Below are 18,335 nucleotides of genomic sequence, written 5' to 3' on the forward strand. Positions count from 1 at the left end.
ACATGGAATCCTGGAATGAGGGGTACACTGGACCCATGGCGAACCGGCATGACAGGGACGACGGGCCTTCGGCGCCTGGCTCCGCACCGCGAGTTTCGGCGTCGCGGGAATCCTACGGTACGGGTAGAGCGAACGCCTCCGCGACGGGGCGGGGTGGGGCGGAGTCCTCGGCGCCTTCGCGCGGGGCGGGGGGCGAGTCGCAGCGCCTTTCGTCGCGGCAGGTGGGCCGGTTCGTCCCTCTGAAGGTGCTGGGGCAGGGCGGCATGGGGGTGGTGTACGCCGCCTATGATCCGGACCTGGACCGCAAGGTGGCGCTGAAGCTTCTGCGGGTGAAGGGCGGCCACGAGGACCTGGAGCAGGGCCGGGCACGGCTATTGCGCGAGGCGCAGGCCATGGCGCGCATCTCCCACCCCAACGTCATCCCCGTGTTCGAGGTGGGGCAGTGGGAGCAGCAGATCTACGTGGCGATGGCGCTGGTGGACGGCGGCACGCTGCGGGACTGGACGAAAGCGAAGCCCCGGACGTGGCAGGAGCTCTTGGACAAGTACCTGGCGGCGGGCCGGGGGCTGGAGGCGGCGCACGTGGCGGGGCTGGTGCACCGCGACTTCAAGCCGGCCAACGTGCTGGTGGGCAAGGACGGGCGCGTCTACGTCACGGACTTCGGCCTGGCGCGGCCCATGGGCGAGGTGGAGGACGACGAGGACGACGGCGAGCGCACTCGGCCGGTGGGGGACGACTCGCCGCTGAACTCGCAGCTCACGCAGGCGGGGCTGGTGATGGGCACGCCCGCCTATATGTCGCCGGAGCAGTTCCGGGGCGAGCTGCTGGACTCGCGGTCGGATCAATTCAGCTTCTGCGCGGCGCTGTACCGCGCGCTGTATGGCATCCGCCCCTTCGACCCGGACGAGCTGTCGCGGGTGGCGTCGCAGCTGCGGGCCCGGGGCGGGACGGATGACGAGCCGGGCGTGACGGAGGCCGCGGCGGTGCAGGTGCTGCCGCCGTCGCCCATCCTGGAGCCGCCGCGCGACTCGAAGGTGCCGGCGTGGGTGCGCCGCGCGCTGATGAAGGGGCTGTCGCTGGAGCCTCGGGACCGCTTCCGCTCCATGGAGGAGTTGCTGACGGTGCTGGGGCAGCGGGAGCGGCGGGCCCTGCTCCAGCGCCGCGCGGGCGCCGCGGTGGCGGCCACGGTGGTGCTGGGCGTGGCGGGCGGCGTGGCGTGGTCCCGCTCGCAGGTGTGCGAGGGCGCGGCGGACCTGGTGGCGGAGCGCTGGAGCCCGGACGCGCGGGAGAAGGTGACGCAGGCGTTCCTCGCGACGAAGAGCCCGGTGGCGCAGGACATGGCGCGCCGGGTGGGCGAGGTGCTGGACGGCTACGGCTTGGAGTGGGCGAAGCAGCACACGGTGGCGTGCGAGGACACGCGCGTGCGCGAGGTGCAGACGGAGGCGCTGCTGTCCCAGCGTTTCGTGTGCCTGGAGCGGCGGCGCAAGGACCTGGGCGCGCTGGTGGCCACGCTCCAGACGGCGGACGTGGCGCTGGTGGACAAGTCGCTGGACGCCGCCTACGCGCTGCCCTCGCCGGGCGACTGCGCGGACGTGGAGGCGCTGACGGAGCTGCAGCCCCGGCCAGCGGACCCCGCGAGGCGCGCGGAGCTGGAGGCGCTGGAGGGCGAGCTGGCGGAGGTGAAGGCGCGCGTGGACCTGAGCCGGATGCCCAAGGCGCTGGAGCTGGCGAAGGCGGCGGAGGCTCGCGTCATGGCCACGGGCTACCTGCCGTTGATGGCGGAGCTGCGCTTCCACCTGGGCTGGGCGCAGGCGGTGCTGGGCGACAAGGCCGCGGGCGGCGCGGTGCTGGAGCAGGCCGTCTACGACGCGGAGGCGGGCCGGGCGGACCGGCTGGCCGTGTCGGTGATGAACAAGCTGCTCTTCGTGGACGGCGAGCAGGAGCAGTTCGCGCTCGCGCAGCGCTGGGGCCGGCTGGGCGAGGCGACGCTGAAGCGCGTGGGCGGCGACGCGGTGCTCGAGTCCGACCTCAAGGTGAACGCGGCCAACCTGGCGCTGATGCAAGACCACCCGGACGACGCGCTGAAGCTGTTGGAGCAGGCGTCGGGGCTGCTGGCGAAGGCGCTGCCAGAGGGACATCCCAAGCGGGCTCGGGTGGCGTTCACGCTGGGGCGCACGCTGCTGGAGACGGGCAAGAGCGCGCAGGCGGTGACGGTGCTGAAGGACGCGCTCGCCCAGACGGAGAAGGCCGTGGGCCCCGTGCACCTGGACACGGCGCGTCGGCATCAGGCGCTGTCCATGGCGCTGCGCGAAGAGAAGGACTTCGCCGGAGCGCTGGAGCACGCGCGGGTGTCCGTGTCGCTGCACCGCACGCTGCTGGGGAATCAGAGCGTGAAGCTGGCGGAGGCGCTGGACGAGGAGGGGATGAGCCTGCTCGCGCTCAAGCGCTACGAGGACGCGCTGCGGGACTACGAGGAAGCGCTGAAGGTGAAGCAGGCCAAGCTGGGGCCGGACGACGAGCTGGTCTATTACTCGCTGGACGGCGTCGGGCAGGCGCTGCTGGGCCTGGGCCGCACGCACGACGCGATTGCCCCGCTGAAGCAGGCGCTGTCGTTCAAGGACGCGCAGGAGGACTCGCTGGGCGAGTCCGGCTTCGCGCTGGCGCAGGCGTTGTGGAAGGAAGGCGAGGAGGCGGAGGCGCGAGACATGGCCTCACAGGCGCTCGCGCGCTTCACATCCGCGGGCCGCACCGCGCAGTCGAAGGAGGTGGAGGCCTGGCTCTCCGCCCGGCCCGCTCCGGCGGTGAAGGCCGTGCAGGTGTCCGGCGTGCGCGGCGGCAAGCGCCGGCGGTAGGCCTGCGAACGAAAGACGGTTCGTAGGGGGACGGAGGTCCGCCCGCTGGGGCTTCCCGTCAGCGGTGCCCCGCACGAACCTGTCCGACAGTCGGACAGGTTTGACCCCACGGGCGTCTGAAGCGGCCGCTACATCCGAGCAGCGGAAACCTGTCCGACAGTCGGATAGGTTTGACCCCCGGTCGGCTGGGGTGGACGCTGCAGCCGAGCAGCGGAACTGGTCCGACAGTCGGATAGGTTTGACCCCCTGTGGTTGGGATGGCCGCTGCAGCCGAGCCGCGGAACTGGTCCGACAGTCGGACAGGTTTGACCCCCTGTGGCTGGGATGGCTGCTGCAGCCAGGCAACTGGACTGCTCCGTTCGTGGGACAAGTTTGGCCCCCCGTGGCTGAGGTGTGGCCGTTCCGCCTGAGCCGCGGAGCTGGTCCAACAGTCGGACAGCTTGAGGGTGCTTCGGACGAGAGGTGTCCGCTCCAGCCGGGCAGCCGAACTGGTCCGACAGTCGGACGGGTTCAGCCCCTCCCTCAGGACGGAGGCTGCTCCAGCTGGGCTGCGGAGTTGGTTCGACAGTCGGACAGGTTGAAGCCGCGTCGGGCGGGAGGTGGCCGCTCCATCCGGAGGGCGGAACTGGTCCGACAGTCGGATGAGTTGGGCCGCGTTGAGCGGGAGGTGGCCGCACCCTCTGGAGAGCGGAACTGGTCCGACAATCGGATCCGTTGGGACCCTGCGGTAGGGCGAGGCCGCGCCATCCGGAGAGCAGAGCAGGTCCGACAGTCCGACTGGTTGGGGCCGCCTCAGCCGGTAGAGGGTCGTTCCATCCGAGCAGCGGAACTGGTCCGACAGTCGGACTGGTTGCAACCGCGTCGGGCAGGAGGTGGTCGTTCCATCCGAGCAGCGAAACTGGTCCGACAGTCGGACTGGTTGCAACCGCGTCGGGCAGGAGGTGGTCGTTCCATCCGAGCAGCGGAACCGGTCCGACAGTCGGACTGGTTGCAACCGCGTCGGGCAGGAGATGGTCGTTCCATCCGCGCAGCGAAACCGGTCCGACAATCGGGCAGGTTGCAGCCGCGTCGGGCAGAAGATGGTCGCTTCATTCGAGCAGCGGAACCGGTCCGACAGTCGGGTGGGTTGCCGCCGCGTCGGGCAGGAGGTGGCCGCTTCATCCAAAGCGCGGAACTGAACCCGACAGTCGGACAGGTTTGGCCCCTGTGGCAGGGCGAGGTCGCTCCGTCTGGATAGCGGGACTGGTCCGACAGTCGGACAGGTTGGATCCGCCTCGGGCCGGAGGTGGCCGTTCCATCCGAGCAGCGGAACCTGTCCGACAGTCAGACCCGTTGAGCCCCTGCGACCGTGCGAGGCCGCTCCATCTGGAACTCGGGACTGGTCCGATAGGTTGGGGCCGCGTCGGGCGGGCGTGCCCGGCATGGCGGGCCGGGACCTGGGCCGTCTCCGCGTGGCCCGTACCGGTGGCACCGGCGTTCGCGGTGCTCGGCGGCCAGCACGGATGGGGGCGCTTCTCAAGCCGCCGGATGTCTCAGCACTCCGGCAGGCCGACGCTGAGGTTCGCGACCTCCAGGACGTTGACCGCGAGGCCTCCTCGCGCGGTCTCCTTGTACTTGTCCTTCATGTCTCGGCCGGTGTCGCGCATCGTCTTGATGACCTTGTCCAGGCTCACGAAGTGCCGCCCGTCACCGGACAGCGCCATGCGCACGGCGTTGATGGCCTTCACGGACGCCATCGCGTTGCGCTCGATGCAGGGCACCTGCACCAGCCCGCCAATCGGATCGCAGGTGAGCCCCAGGTTGTGCTCCATGGCGATCTCCGCCGCGTTCTCCACCTGCAACGGCGTGCCGCCCAGCACCTCCGCGAGCCCCGCCGCCGCCATGGAGCACGCGCTGCCCACTTCACCCTGGCAGCCCACCTCCGCGCCGCTGATGGACGCGTTCTCCTTGTAGAGCGCGCCAATGGCCCCCGCCGTGAGCAGGAAGCGCACCACGCCGTCCGCGTTCGCCCCCGGCACGAAGCGCCAGTAGTAGTGCAGCACCGCCGGGATGATGCCCGCCGCGCCGTTCGTGGGCGCGGTGACGACGCGCCCGCCCGCCGCGTTCTCCTCGTTCACCGCGAGCGCGTACAGGTTCACCCAGTCCAGCACCGTCAGCGGGTTGGTCAGCCCCGCCTCCGGACGGCTGAGGAGCCGCTGGTACATCGCCGCCGCACGCCGCTCCACCTTCAGGCCGCCGGGCAGGATGCCGCCCGTCGTGCACCCGCGCGTCACGCACGCCTGCATCACCGCCCAGATGCGCAAGAGCCCCGCGCGGATCTCCTCCTCGCTCCGCGTCGCCAGCTCGTTGCGCATCATCACGGAGCTGATGGGCAGCCGCTCCCGCTCACAGTGCTCCAAGAGGTCCGCCGCGGACTTGAAGGGCAGGGGTACGGACCCTTGCTCCGCGCGCAGCGGATCCGCGCCCGCCGTCGCCTGCTCGTCCACCACGAAGCCGCCGCCCACCGAATAGTAGATGCGGCAGGCGAGCGACTCCCCGCCCTCACCGAAGGCGCTGAAGCGCATCCCGTTGGGGTGGTAGGGCAGCACCTTGCGCTTGTGCATCACCAGGTGCTCGCCGTCCCGGAATGGCAGCACCAGCCGCTGGAGCAGCGACACGCGCCCCTCCGCGCGCCAGTGCGCGACGATGGACGGCACCAGCTCCACGTCCACGTCCTCCGGTGTGTCGCCGCGCAGCCCCAGCAGTACCGCCTTGTCGCTGCCGTGCCCCTTGCCCGTCGCGCCCAGCGAACCGAACAGCTCCACCTTGAGCCGCGTCACCCGCTCCAGCAGCCCCGCGTCCGACAGCCCCACCACGAACATGCGGGCCGCCCGCATGGGCCCCACCGTGTGCGAGCTGGAGGGTCCAATCCCAATCTTGAAGAGGTCGAAGACGCTGACAGGCATGGGGGCCACCATGCCATGTCCAACCCGCGCCGCCTGTCACACCCCGCTCACGACGCGCTGCATGCATCCAGTTCAAGTCATGCAGGCCGCAAGGCAACACGTCGCGCGTGCGCTCGTCCCTCCGGGCGTGGGGGAAGTTGCCATCCCAAGCATGACGCGTCCGGGCTAACCGGCGGCGGGCTGCGGCCCCGTGGCGGGCTGGGGCGGCGAGGCGGGCGCCTTCGGCCGGAAGGCGAGCAGCCGCAGGCCGTTGAACACCACCAGCAGGGTGCTGCCCTCGTGGAGCACCACCGCCTGGCTGATGCGCGTGAGGCCCAGCACGGCGGCGACGACGAGCACCGCGCTCACGCCCAGCGCGATGACCAGGTTCTGCTTCATCACGGCGGTGGCGCGCCGGGACAGCTCCAGCGCGAAGGGCAGCTTCGCCAGGTCGTCGCTCATCAGCACCACGTCCGCCGTCTCCAGCGCCGCGTCGCTGCCGGCGCCGCCCATGGCCACGCCCACCGCGGCGGCGGCCAGCGCGGGCGCGTCGTTGACGCCGTCACCCACCATGGCCACCGGGTGCGTGCGGCCCAGGTCCTTCACCGCCGTCACCTTGTCCGCGGGCATCAGCGGCGCCTTCGCCTCGTCCAGGCCCACCTGCTGCGCGATGGAGCGGGCCACGAGCGCGTTGTCGCCGGACAGCATCACCGTGCGCTCGATGCCGCCCGCCTTGAGCGCCTGCACCACCTGCCGCGCGCCGCCGCGCAGCGTGTCCGCCACGCCCAGCACGCCCAGGTAGCGGCCCGCGCGGCGCACCACCATCGTCGTCTGGCCCGCCTCCTCCAGCCGCGTCACCTCGGCGGTGACCTCCGAGGGAATCGCCTCGCCCGCGAAGAGGGCCGTGCTGCCCACCTCCACCGCGTCGTTGCCCACCTTCGCGCGGATGCCCTGGCCGTGGATGGCCTCCAGGTCGCGGCCCTCGGGCACGGGGATGCGCGCCTCGGCGGCGCCGTCCACCACGGCCCTGGCCAGCGGGTGCGCGGACAGCGCCTCCACGCCCGCCGCAGTGCCCAGCAGATCCTCGCGCGTCACGCCCGGCGCGGCCCACGTGGTGAGCAGCCGGGGGCGGCCCACGGTGAGCGTGCCCGTCTTGTCGAAGGCGATGGCGCGGATGCCGCTCAACAGCTCCAGGTAGATGCCGCCCTTGATCAGCACGCCGCCGCGCGCGGCCGACGCCACCGCGGAGAGCACGGCGGACGGCGTGGAGATGGCGAGCGCGCACGGCGACGCGGCCACCAGGAGCCCCACCGCGCGCAGCACCGCCTCCTTCAGCGGCGTGCCCGTCAGCACCAGCACCACCGGGAACACCACCGCGGACGCCATCACGAGCGGCGCCACGGTGCGCTCCAGGCGCTGGGCGAAGCGCTGCCGCTTGCCCTTCTGCGCCTCCGCCTGCGCCACCATGTCCACGACGCGTGCCAGCACGGACTCCGACGACAGGCGCGTGACCTCCACCTCCAGCGCCGCCTCGCAGTTGATGGTGCCGGAGAACACCTCGTCACCCGGCTTGCGCGCCACCGGCATGGACTCGCCGGTGATGGCCGCCTGGTCCAGGGAGCTCTTGCCCTCGCGGATGACGCCGTCCAGCGGGACGCGGTCGCCTGGGCGCACGACGATGCGCTCGCCGCGCTTCACGTCCGCCACGGGCACCTCCACGACCTCCGAGCCCCGGCGCACGCGCGCCACCTCCGGGCGCAGCTGGCCCAGCGCTTCAATGGAGCGGCGTGCCTTCTCCATGGCCCGGTGCTCCAGCGCGTGGCCCGCGCTGAAGAGGAAGAGCAGGAACGCGCCCTCGAACCACGCGCCGAGCACCGCCGCGCCCAGCGCCGCCACCACCATCATCGTCTCGATGTCGATGCGCAGCTGCGCGATGGACTGCACCGAGCCCCGGATGGCGAAGAAGCCGCCGCTCGCCATGGACAGCGCCCAGAGCACCGTGGCCACCAGCGGCGGCGCCAGCGCGAAGTGGTCCACCACGAAGCCCGCCGCCAGCAGCACGCCGGAGGCGACCACCAGGGGCAGCTCCAGGAGCGGAGCCAGGCCGCCGCCGTGCGCGTGGTGCGAACAGGCGTGGCCCGCCATGGGCACTTCCAGCCCGTACCCGAGCGCCTTCACCCGGGCCTCCACGTCCGGCAGCTTCACTTCCTCCTTGTCGTATTCGATGACCAGTCGCTCGCTGGCGTACGCGACGCTGGCGGTGAGCACGCCCTTCATCCTGGAGACGGCGTGCTCGATGACCTGGGCCGCGTCCGCGGAGTCCATCCCGCGCACGAACCAGGTGTGGTGCAGGTAGCGCGCGGCCACCTGCGCCCCCGTCTTCTGCGCGAGCGTCACCAGCTTCGAGACACTCACGAGCGACGGCTGGTAGTGGATGCACACCTCCGCGTGGCCCGCGTCGCGGCGCAGGTGCACGTCGGTGATGCCGTGCTGCGCTTCCAGGGCCGCCTCCAGCCGCTCGAAGCGGCCCTGGTCGTCCGTCTCTCCCGGCAGCGTGCCCTCCAGGTCCAGCTGGAGCGCGGCGCCGCCTCCTTCCGCCGGACGGTGGGCCGGCGGACGGATGACGCGCTGGGAGTGGGCATGGCCGTGGTGGTCATGCCCGTGGTCGTGGCCATGGGAGCAGGAGGCACTGTGGACGTGCGTCAAGCCGTCCGCCTCGTCGTGGTCATGACCGTGGCCGTCATGACCGTGGTCGTGGTTGCACCCCGGGCCGTGGACGTGGCGCTGCACGGCGTTGCCGGCGGGCTGCGCTTCCTTGAGGCCCTTGATGTTCAACGAACCGAACCGCGACCCGCTCTTCTTCTGCTCCGACATGGCTTGGCTCTTCCTGTCGCCCTAGTGGCGGTGTCCGCGGCGTGAATGCGAGGACGCGGCGGCCGGGGGCTGCGCCGCCGCCTGGGGCTTCTCGTCCTCGTCCTCGTCGTGGTGGTCCTCGTCCTCGTGCTCTTCCGGGACGGGCTGGTCGAAGCGCTGGCCGGCGACCTCCAGCGTGAACTGCTTGCACGTGGGGGGGATTTCGAACTCCAGCACCGCGGGCAGGCGGCCCTCGTACGTCCTCAGCACCGTGCCCTTCTCGTCGTAGACGGTGCCGCCGGCGGCGACGGTCATCGTCTCGTCCACGAGCACGGCGACGAGCTCCGCCATCTCCTCCATGCGGTCCGCGTGGCGGTGGCACCAGAGGTGGCCCACGCCCGGATAGGTGGTGTGGGAGATCTCCTCCATCTGCTCCTCGTCCACGTGCTCGCCCACGCCCATGAAGACGAAGTTGATGCGCGGCAGCCGTCCGGAGGCGATCTCCTTGGCCACCTGCGTGGCGTAGGCCGTCACGTCATGGGCGTCGTTGATCTGCGAGTCCGTGATGATGACCGCCAGGCCCCGCTTGGCGCCTTCGCCCACCTGCTGCTTGATGTGCGCCACGAAGTCGCGCAGCACCGGCAGCATCACCGTGGCCTTGCCGTAGGACTTCGGACCGGGGAAGCGGTAGCCCTTGGCCTGCGGGCCGGTGAGGTCGCCCACCATCTCCAGCTGGGTGCCGTCGCCGCAGGCCCAGTAGGTGACGCGCACCTTGCCGTCCCGGTCCTTGTTGGCCAGGTACTCCAGCATCCACTGCATCTGCGGCTCGACCTGGTTCTTCACCGGGGCGAGCTTCGCCAGGATGCCGCGCGGCCCGTACGCGTTCTCCATGCTCGCGGAGCCGTCCATGTAGAGGGCCACGTCCAGGCCCTCCACGGTGGGGTCGTGCAACAGCGTCGCGACGACCTTGTTGCCCATCCGGTGGACGTCGGAGAAGGGGCGGTTGATGACTTCGTGGCCGGCCATCAGTGGTGGTCCTCGTCTTCGTCCCCGTCGTGGTGCTCTTCGTCGGGGAGCGGCTGGGTGTAGCGCTGGCCGTTGACCTCCAGCGTGAAGCTCTTGGCCTCCTCCGGCACCTCGAACTCCAGCACCGCGGGCAGGCGGCCCTCGTACGTCTTCAGGATCTTGCCCTTGTCGTCGTAGATGGTGCCGCCGGCGGCGACCGTCATGGTCTCGTCCACCAGCACGGCGACCAGCTCCGCGACCTGGGTGATCTCCTTCGCGATGCGGTGGCACCAGAGGTGGCCCACGCCCGGGTACTCCGCGTGGGCGATGTGCTCCAGTTGCTCCTCGTCGATGTCGTCGCCCACGCCCACCAGCACGAAGTTGATGCGCGGCAGGCGGCCGGAGGCGATCTTCTTCGCCACCTCCTCGGAGAACTTCTCCACCGCTTCGGCGTCATGGAGGCGGCCGTCGGTGACGATGATGGCGCAGCCCCGCTTCGCGCCCACCTTCACCTGCTCCTCCAGGTACTTCACGTAGTCGCGCAGCGCGGGCTCCAGGTACGTGTAGCCGCCCAGCTGCTTCGCGCCGGGGAACTTGTACTGCTTCACGTCGGTGCCCTTGAGCTCGCCCACGGCCTCCACCTGGCGGCCGTTGGTGCCACAGGCCCAGTAGGCCACGCGGAGCAGACCGTTGCGGTCCTTGGTGGCCAGGTACTCCAGCATCCACCGGACCTGCGGCTCCACGTCGTTGGAGGCCTCCTTCATCGGCGCGCCACGCAGCCACTCCAGGAAGCCGCGCTGCTGCGTCTTGTAGGCGTACTCCTCCTTCATGCTGCCGGACGCGTCCATGTAGATGGCCATGTCCAGGCCTTCCACCGTGGGGTCGTGCAGCAGCACCGCGCGCACGTGGTCCCCTTCGCGGTGCAGGTCCGAAAACGGCTCGATCGGCTTCTCGTGTCCCATGGTCTGCCTTTCTGGAGGGTGAAAACGCTATCGCTCGGCGTACGAGCACCGCAAACCGAGCGGGTCAGTCCTCGAAGTCGCTCATCCAATCCGGCTTCTTGCCGGGCGGGGCGGGCGCCTTCTCTTGCTGCTTGGAGGCCGGACGGGCGGGCGCGGCCGGAGCCGGGCCGAAGTCCGCCTGCCACGAGGCTTTTGAAACAGGAGGCGCGGGGGCCGGCCGGGGCGCGGGCTTCGGCTGAAGGCTCGTGAGGCGAGGCTTCGTGCCGCCCGGCTTGCCGTGCGCGCTGATGAAGTCCTGCATCCAGTCGCTGGAGCGCACGGGCGGCGTGGGCAGGCGCGGCGGGATGGCCGCGGGTGGCGTGGGCGCGCGAGGCACCGTCGCGCGCGTCAGCGGTGTGCCCGGGGACAGCGTGCCCGCGAGCACGTGGGCGCGCAGCGTGCGCTCCGTCTCCGTGGGCCAGCCGGGAATGAGGGGAAGGACGCGGCGCGCGAGCTCCAGGAACTCCGGCGGCGGCGCTTCGCGGGGCACGCGCACGGCCTCGTCCTGGAGCCAGCCGGCGAGCTTCCCCACCAGCCCGCCCTTCGTGGGACGCGGCGTGGCGATGTCGCCCTTCACCTCGTAGCCGCGCAGCTCCAGGTCCGCGATGGCCATGGCGCGGCTCGCGGCGGGCAGGTCCAGCGCGACCAGCTCCTTCGGCCCCTGGTGCGTACGCGCGTCCTCCTGCAACTGGGTGAGCACCGCGTGCAGCACGCTCGCGACCTGCGCGCCGTTGGCCGCGTGGTGGGCCTGCAGCTCCGCGGGCACCGCCGGGTACGTGAGCACGAGCCCGCGTCCCTGCGCGAGCTGATCCGCGCGGTCGCCCGGCAGCAGCGCGTGGTAAGCGCGGGGCACGTCGCGGCTCTCCGCGTCCTTCACGTAGTGGAAGGCGTCCTGCGCGCCATGCGCGAAGCCCGCGAGCACGTCGCCGCGTGTCACGGTGAGCTGCCCGTTCACGCGCGTGACGGCGTTGCCCGGCCACGGGCCCGTGAGCGTGCCGTAGAGGTAGACGGGGTCGTTGAAGCCGTCCGCGTCCGCGGGGTGCTCCACCAGCTCCGGGGAGAAGAAGAACAGCTCCGTCGCGGCCAGGCGGCGCGGAGGACGGCCGGAGGCGACCTCGTGGTGCGCGAGCTGCGCCTGCACGGACGCGGGCAGCCGCGCGCGCTCGCTGCCGGGGATGAGCTGGAGCTGGCCCACGACGTCGGTGCAGACGAACCACTCGGGCTCGCCGAGGTACGCGGGCTCCAGCCGGAACGCGTCCAGGACGTGGACGACCTCCGAGGCATCGCACGGCACGGGTTCAACCGGGCTGGCGGCGTGGGGAACGAAGTAGCGGGGTGTGCTCACGGAGGCCGCGACAGGCTGGCGCAAGCCGCTGGGGCAATCAAGTGGCGGGGCGGCGTCCCCGGGTCCGCGCAACGGCGTCGAATCCATCGTTCGTTCCGCGCCCCTTAAAAGCCCGGGGCGTGGAGCGAAAGGGGCCGCCGGTGCGTCAGGCGGGCTCGATGAAGTTGAGCCGGTAGCCGTCCGGGTCCGTGATGACGATTTCGCGGGTGTACCAGGGTTGCTCCGTGGGGCCCTCCACGTGCGCGCCCAGCGCCGCCGCCTTCGCGGCCACCGCGTCCACGCCCTCCGAGCCCGCGCGGAAGCCCACGAGCACGCCCATGCCCTTTCGTCCCTCCAGCTTCAGGCTTGAAGGGTGGCTCACGAGGTACACGTCCGACTCGCCGCCCCACTGGAGGCGGAGGATGGGAGGTTCCGACGCGATGCGTTCGAAGCCGAGGCCCTCATAGAAGCGCACGGAGGCCTGCGCATCCGTCACGAGCAGCTTCACGAACGACCGCATTGTCTGGGGCTTGTCCATGGGCGCGGCAGTCTGCCCGGAGCGCTGGAGGGGCGCCACGCTCGCGGAGGGCCATTATCGGGCCCGGGACGGAATGACATATCGTCGGGCGCGGATCCGGCGTGGGGCCGGGCCGGAAGCGCAAGGGGGACGGGCTCATGGGTGACGTGACACGCACGCGACAGGCCCCGGGCAGCGTGGCCTACGACGACGTCAACGAGCTCATCGCCACCGCCACGCGGCTGATGCAGAAGGACGCCGCGCCGGACACGCTCACCCCGGACGACCTGCGGCGCATCGGCGAGGAGCTGGACATCCCCGCGCGCTACGTGGACCAGGCGCTGGAGGCGCTGGCCCGCCGCCGCGAGGAGCAGGCCCGCGAGGCCCAGGCCCGCGAGCGGCTGTCGCGTCAGCGCCGCGCGAGGCTCCGGCAGGGGGCGTGGGTGGGCGTGGCGCTCGCGGGCGTGCTGGCCGTGTCGGGGCTCGTCGTGCGCAACGGCCTCACGTCCACCCTGGCGGACGTGGCGCAGAAGCGGGCCCAGGTACGCAACGTGCTGGAGCGCCGCGAGTCCCTGCGCGCTCGAGCGGATCAGCTCACGCCCGGCCTGAACCGCGACGCGGAGCTGGTGGGCGCGGACAACCGCGTGGCGGTGGAGCGGCGCCGCTACGACGAACGCGCCGCTGCCTACAACGCCTCCGCGGCCTCCTTTCCCGCAAGCTGGGTGGTGCGCCTGAGCGGCCTGCCCCCGGTGCTTCCGCTGTCCCCGGAGGTCTCCTCATGGTGAAGACCGTCTTGCTGACGCTGCTGTTCCCCATGCTGGTGCTGGCCGCCGTTCCCACCATCACGCGGCCGGTGACGGATCCGCGGGGGATGTTGACGCCCCAGGAGACGGAAGTCGTCTCCCGGGCCCTGGTGGACCTGCGCGCCCGGAAGCAGGTGCAGATGGCGGTGCTGCTGGTGGAGACCACCGACGGCCAGCCCATCGAGGACTTCGCGGAGGAAGTGTTCCGCGAATGGAAGGGCGGGGAGGCGGGCCGGGACAACGGCCTGCTGCTCGTCATCGCGCGCGGAGACCGCCGCTCGCGGCTGGAGGTGGGCTACGGGCTGGAGTCGTCGCTGACGGACGGCGAGACCACCGACCTGCTGCACGCGCAGGGGCCGCTGCTGCGCCAGGGACGGTTCGAACCGGCGCTGCTCGCCATCATCGCGGGTGTGCGCGAGCAGGTGTCCCCGGACGCGCTGCCAGCGCCCGGCGCCACGCCGACGGCCTGGACGCAGTCCGAGTCGCGCATGTTCCTCATGGCCCTGTTCATGACGGCGTGGGTGGCGGCGCGGCTGCTGCTCCAGCTCCAGGTCGCGGGCCTCCGGGACCCGAAGAACTCCGTGCTGGCGGCGATGGTGGTGCTCTTGCCGGCCGCCATGTTCGTCGCCATCGGCTGGTCCGGCCCCCGGACCCCGGTGTTCACCTTCGTCGCGTATGGCGCGCTGGTGGGCCTGTTCTTCTGGGGGTGGTCCCTGGTCCGGCGGAAGCAGACCGTCTGGGGCCTGCTGCTGCTCCTCCTCCCCGTCTGGAGCGCGCTGGTCGGCCAGTTCTGGGCACATGAACCCCTGCTGGAGCTGTCGGACTTCTTCCGGTGGATCGTGCTGGGCTCGCTCTTGGCCATCCCCGCCTCCATCCCATTCCTGTTCGTGGGGCTGCTGATCTACGGGGCGGTCCGGAGCCAGAATGTCCTGGGGGATTGGGGCTCCTCTTCCTCCTCCGGTTCGAGCGAGAGCTCCTCGTGGGGCTGGAGCGTCGGCTCATCGTCGTCGGGCTCCGACTGGTCGTCGTCCTCCAGCAGTGACTCGTCCAGTTCGTCCTCCTCGGACTGGGGCGGGGGCGGCGGCTCCTCCGGCGGCGGTGGCGGCAGCGACTCCTGGTAGCCCCCTGGCGCCTGTCTGGCCGCCTGCCCTCCTCGCGGGCGGCGTTTCGCACCTGACATCCCGAAGCCTGCCTCCGGGAGCGAGTCGCTTGCCTGGGGAGCACTCCCTACCTTGGGGGCATGAAGGCTTCGCGCAAGGGGGTTCCGGTCTACGTGCCGCCCCGGACGGTGTGGTCGGTCGGGGCCCAGGTGGTGCTGCTCGTGCTGCTGGGCACGGCCCTCCAGCGGCTGGGTCCCGTGCTCACGCTGCTGGCGGTGGCGCTGCTGCTGGGGCTCGCGGCGGAGCCCGTCGTGCGGCGCATGCAGTCCTGGGGACTGCGCCGCGGGCTGGGCGTGGCGCTCATCGCGCTGACGCTGCTGGGCGTCACCGGCCTGCTCATCCTCACGCTGGTGCCGCTGCTGGTGGAGCAGCTCCAGCACCTGGTTCAGGCGGCGCCGGGCTTCCTGACGGAGCTGACGCAGGCGCCCTGGGTGCGGAAGCTGGATGAGCACTTCGGCGTGCTGTCGCACCCGCAGGACGCACTGGGCATGGAGCCCGGCACGCTGGCGAAGCCGCTCATCACCGTGCTGTCGTCCACGGTGGAGTTGATGGGCGCGGGCATCACCGTGCTGGCGCTGGCCGTGTTCGGCCTGCTGTTCGGGCAGGACCTCTACGCGAGCATCCTGGGCTGGGTGCGTCCCCGCAGCCGTCCTCGCGTGCGCCGCGTGGTGGGCCGGATGCGCGAGGCGGTGGGCAACTACCTCGTCGGCACGCTGCTCATCGTCAGCGTGGGCGGTGCGTTCACGGCCCTCATGTCCCTGGCGCTGGGCGTGCCGTACTTCCTGCCCCTGGGCCTGGTGGCGATGGTGCTGGGGCTCATCCCGTACATCGGCAGCGTCATCACCGCGCTGCTTGTGACCGTCACCACGCTGGCGTCGGTGGGCTCGAAGCGCGCGCTCATCGCGCTGGCCGTGTTCATGGTCTACCAGCAGATTGAATCCCACCTGCTGAGCCCGCTGGTGCAGCGGCGTGCCATCAAGATGAACCCGCTGCTCATCTCGCTGGTGGCGCTGGTGGGCGGCTCCGTCGCGGGGCTCCTGGGCGTCATCCTCGCGGTGCCGGCGGCGGCGGCGGGGCAGGTGCTGCTCACGGAGGTGCAGCGCGAGCGTCGCAAGGCGTGGAAGCGCGAGCGGCGCCTCGCGGCGGCCCTGCCTTCCGGCCTGGGGAACGTGGACGAGGCACTGTTGGCGGGTCCACTCGCCGCGTCAGGGAAGGAAGCGCGGCGTGCGCCCCCGCCCGACTCCGGGCATCCTGGGACGCCGCACTGAGCAGGCCCCCTCCCTCGAGCACCCCATGACCTCCGACGAGAGTGTTTCGGCTTCCTTCAAGCGCGCGGCGGCGGAGCGCGCGGTGGACTTCATCCAGCCGGGCATGGTGGTGGGGCTGGGCACGGGCAGCACGGCCGCGTACGCGGTGCGGCGGCTGGGCGCGCTCCTGTCCGCCGGGACGTTGAAGGACGTGGTGGGTGTCCCCACGTCGAAAGCGACCGAGGCCCTGGCCGCGTCGCTGGGCGTGCCGCTCACCACGCTGGACGTGCACCCGGTGGTGGACCTCACCATCGACGGCGCGGACGAGGTGGCGCCGGACCTGTCGCTCATCAAGGGCGGTGGCGGGGCGCTCCTGCGCGAGAAGGTGGTGGCGCAGGCGAGCCGCCGCGAAATCATCGTGGTGGACGCGCCCAAGCTGTCGCCGCGGCTGGGCACGAAGTGGCCGGTGCCGGTGGAGGTGCTGCCCTTCGGCTGGCGTTCGCAGGCGCTGTTCCTGGAGTCGCTGGGCGCGCGCGTGGTGGTGCGGCTCGCGCTGGACGGGGCGCCGTTCCACACGGATCAGGGCAACGTGGTGCTGGACTGTGACTTCGGTCCCATCAGCGACCCGGCGGCGCTGGCCGCGAAGCTGGAATCGCGGGCCGGGGTGATGGCGCACGGCCTGTTCCTGAACCTGACCACCGACCTGGTGGTGGCCGGGCCCGAAGGCATCACCCACCGCGTCCGGGGCGCGTGAGGCGCAGGGCGTCCTCGGCGGTGTCCACGTCGTCCTCGCCGCCGGGCAGCGGAACCTCCAAGACGCGCGAAGGGTCCCGGGCGATGAGCCCGCGCGCGCCGCCCGTGGGCGGGAGGGCCGCCAGCTCGGGGAAGAGGGCGCGGGAGAAGAGGGCAGGGACGCCCCGAGTGCCCGCGTAGGCGGAGGCGACGATGGGCGCGTGCGTGCGCTCGAACGTGGAGATGAGCGAGCGCAGGTGGGCCGCGTCCACGCGGAGCTGGTCGCAGAGCATCAGGACAACACCCGCCACATCTGGCGGAAGGGCCCGCAGGCCCGCGTGCAGGGAGGAGCCCTGACCCAGCGCCCAGTCCGGATTGTCCACGCACCGCACGCTGAGCCCTTCCAGCTCCGCGGCGACGTCGTCACGGCGAGCACCCAGCACGACGACGACGACCGGGCTCGCGGCCAGGGCCAGTTCCGCCGCGCGCCGGACCAGTGAAGTGCCCTCGTGACGAAGCAACTGCTTCGGCTGTCCCAGCCGCGACGAACCCCCCGCGGCGAGCACCACCATGGCGACGGTCACGCCGACCTGCGCTCCGGCGCCACGGCATCCGTGTGGATGGGGGCTTGCCGCTCGCGCAGCCGTCCTCCGTCGCGTCCGGCGAGCACTGCCTGCACCTCCGCGATGATGGAGAGCGCGATCTCATCCGCGCCCTCCGCGCCCAGGTCCAACCCCATGGGCGCGTGCAGCTTCTCCAGCTGCGCATCCGTGGGCGTGCGCGCCAGCTCCCGCAGGATGCGCTCCGTCCTCGCACGGGGCCCGAGCACTCCCAGGTAGCGCACCGGCAGCGGCACCAGCCGCTCCAGCAGTTCCCGGTCCTGCGGCAGGCTGTGCGTCATCACCAGCACCACGCTGCGCGCGGACAGCGGCACCTTCTCCAGCACCTCGCTGGCCCGGGACGCGACGTGCGCCTGGGCCCCCGGGAACCTGCGGCGCAGCAGCTCCACGGGCCGGTCCGCCACCACCGTGAGGTGCCAGCCCAATCCCTGCGCGCGCGCCACCACCGGCGCCACGTCGAAGCCGCTGCCGAACACCACCACCGGAGGCGCCGGCTCCACCACCTCCACCAGCACCTCCGCGCCCCCGCATGCGCCGCTCCACGGCACGCCGCGCACCAGCGCTTCCGTCGCCGCCTCGCGCACCGGCTCGAGCAGCGCGCCGGTGAGATTTCCCGCCGACACGCCGTCCTCGCGCAGCATCAGCCGCAGGCCCACCGCGTCCGCGGGCCCCCGGTACACGGTGGCCACCACCGCGCGCAGCGACTGCTTGCGCGCCTCGGCCGCGAAGCCGAGCGCGTCACCGGGGCCCGGCTCCCAGCGCTCCAGCAGGATGTCCACCACGCCGTTGCACCCGAGCGCAAACGACAGGCCGCCTTCGTCCTCCGCGTTGTCGCCGGTGGTGTCGTAGCGCAGCACGCGCGGCCCGCCCGACGTCCAGAAGAACGCCTTGCGCACGAGGTCGCCCTCCAGACACCCGCCGCTCACCCCGCCCGCGAGCCACCCGTCCGCGCCCATCAGCATGCGGGCGCCCGGGCGCCGGTAGGACGAACCGGACACGGCCACCACCGTCGCCAGCACCACCGGGCCGGAGGCGCGCCCGCAGGCCCGCATGAGGTCATCGAGTTCCTTCATCGCCCGCCATCTAACCACCCGCGTCTCGACACCGGGGCGATTCCACGCGGGACGGATGTGCACCGCCCGACGCGCCTTTCATGCCCGGCGCACGCAGGGCAGCCATCCAGCCGACCGCCCGTCCCCTGCATGACGCTGGCGGACGTGGCCTGTCGCCACGAACTTGAGCGGAGGACTTTTGACGGAGGCCCGGTGGAATCCACAGCGCGACGGCATGACGCCCG

Annotated in this window: 13 protein-coding genes; 5 read left to right on the forward strand and 8 right to left on the reverse strand. The window is 71.8% G+C overall.

Going from position 1 to position 18,335, the window contains the following annotated elements; genetic code table 11:
• Positions 1 to 35 precede the first annotated feature (35 nt).
• A complete protein-coding gene (locus JYK02_RS38710; protein ID WP_207057987.1) occupies positions 36 to 2,852 on the forward strand; it encodes a protein kinase domain-containing protein in 2,817 nt (938 codons plus the stop codon).
• A gap of 1,532 nt (positions 2,853 to 4,384) precedes the next feature.
• Here the strand turns inward: JYK02_RS38710 and JYK02_RS38715 are convergent.
• The 6 genes from JYK02_RS38715 to JYK02_RS38740 all read right to left on the reverse strand — a co-directional run bounded on the left by JYK02_RS38715 (position 4,385) and on the right by JYK02_RS38740 (position 12,479).
• Positions 4,385 to 5,797 (reverse strand): L-serine ammonia-lyase, encoded by a 1,413-nt coding sequence (locus tag JYK02_RS38715; RefSeq protein WP_207057988.1) that lies wholly within the window; start codon positions 5,795 to 5,797, stop codon positions 4,385 to 4,387.
• Between the two features lie 165 nt (positions 5,798 to 5,962).
• On the reverse strand, positions 5,963 to 8,650 hold the full coding sequence (locus tag JYK02_RS38720) for a heavy metal translocating P-type ATPase (protein ID WP_207057989.1): 2,688 nt from the start codon (positions 8,648 to 8,650) through the stop codon (positions 5,963 to 5,965).
• 21 nt (positions 8,651 to 8,671) lie between these two features.
• Entirely contained in the window at positions 8,672 to 9,655 is a 984-nt protein-coding gene (locus JYK02_RS38725) for a VWA domain-containing protein (protein ID WP_207057990.1), read from the reverse strand.
• On the reverse strand, positions 9,655 to 10,596 hold the full coding sequence (locus JYK02_RS38730) for a vWA domain-containing protein (RefSeq protein WP_207057991.1): 942 nt from the start codon (positions 10,594 to 10,596) through the stop codon (positions 9,655 to 9,657). Before JYK02_RS38730 ends, JYK02_RS38725 begins: the two co-directional genes overlap by 1 nt.
• A gap of 64 nt (positions 10,597 to 10,660) precedes the next feature.
• Entirely contained in the window at positions 10,661 to 12,004 is a 1,344-nt protein-coding gene (locus JYK02_RS38735; RefSeq protein ID WP_242589632.1) for a hypothetical protein, read from the reverse strand.
• A gap of 121 nt (positions 12,005 to 12,125) precedes the next feature.
• Complete coding sequence (locus tag JYK02_RS38740; RefSeq protein WP_242589633.1) at positions 12,126 to 12,479, reverse strand: VOC family protein; 354 nt, start codon at positions 12,477 to 12,479, stop codon at positions 12,126 to 12,128.
• 155 nt (positions 12,480 to 12,634) lie between these two features.
• Between JYK02_RS38740 and JYK02_RS38745 the strand changes: the two genes are divergently transcribed.
• From JYK02_RS38745 to rpiA, 4 genes are all read left to right on the forward strand, one after another.
• Positions 12,635 to 13,261 (forward strand): LemA family protein, encoded by a 627-nt coding sequence (locus tag JYK02_RS38745; RefSeq protein ID WP_207057994.1) that lies wholly within the window; start codon positions 12,635 to 12,637, stop codon positions 13,259 to 13,261.
• The gene (locus JYK02_RS38750) at positions 13,255 to 14,400 is read left to right on the forward strand and encodes a TPM domain-containing protein (RefSeq protein ID WP_207057995.1); all 1,146 of its coding nucleotides are present in this window, start codon (positions 13,255 to 13,257) and stop codon (positions 14,398 to 14,400) included. Before JYK02_RS38745 ends, JYK02_RS38750 begins: the two co-directional genes overlap by 7 nt.
• 119 nt (positions 14,401 to 14,519) lie before the next feature.
• The gene (locus JYK02_RS38755; protein ID WP_207057996.1) at positions 14,520 to 15,707 is read left to right on the forward strand and encodes an AI-2E family transporter; all 1,188 of its coding nucleotides are present in this window, start codon (positions 14,520 to 14,522) and stop codon (positions 15,705 to 15,707) included.
• 25 nt (positions 15,708 to 15,732) lie between these two features.
• Positions 15,733 to 16,440 carry a ribose-5-phosphate isomerase RpiA gene (rpiA, locus tag JYK02_RS38760; RefSeq protein ID WP_207057997.1) on the forward strand — a complete coding sequence of 236 codons (708 nt, stop codon included), beginning with the start codon at positions 15,733 to 15,735 and terminating at the stop codon, positions 16,438 to 16,440.
• Here the strand turns inward: rpiA and JYK02_RS38765 are convergent.
• Complete coding sequence (locus JYK02_RS38765; protein WP_207057998.1) at positions 16,415 to 17,002, reverse strand: NTP transferase domain-containing protein; 588 nt, start codon at positions 17,000 to 17,002, stop codon at positions 16,415 to 16,417. The two genes, rpiA and JYK02_RS38765, sit on opposite strands and share 26 nt — an antisense overlap.
• On the reverse strand, positions 16,999 to 18,111 hold the full coding sequence (locus tag JYK02_RS38770; protein WP_207057999.1) for an XdhC family protein: 1,113 nt from the start codon (positions 18,109 to 18,111) through the stop codon (positions 16,999 to 17,001). The genes JYK02_RS38765 and JYK02_RS38770 overlap by 4 nt, the downstream gene beginning before the upstream one ends.
• Positions 18,112 to 18,335: the final 224 nt, after the last annotated feature.

This window comes from Corallococcus macrosporus, from assembly GCF_017302985.1.
Classification (GTDB): domain Bacteria; phylum Myxococcota; class Myxococcia; order Myxococcales; family Myxococcaceae; genus Corallococcus; species Corallococcus macrosporus_A.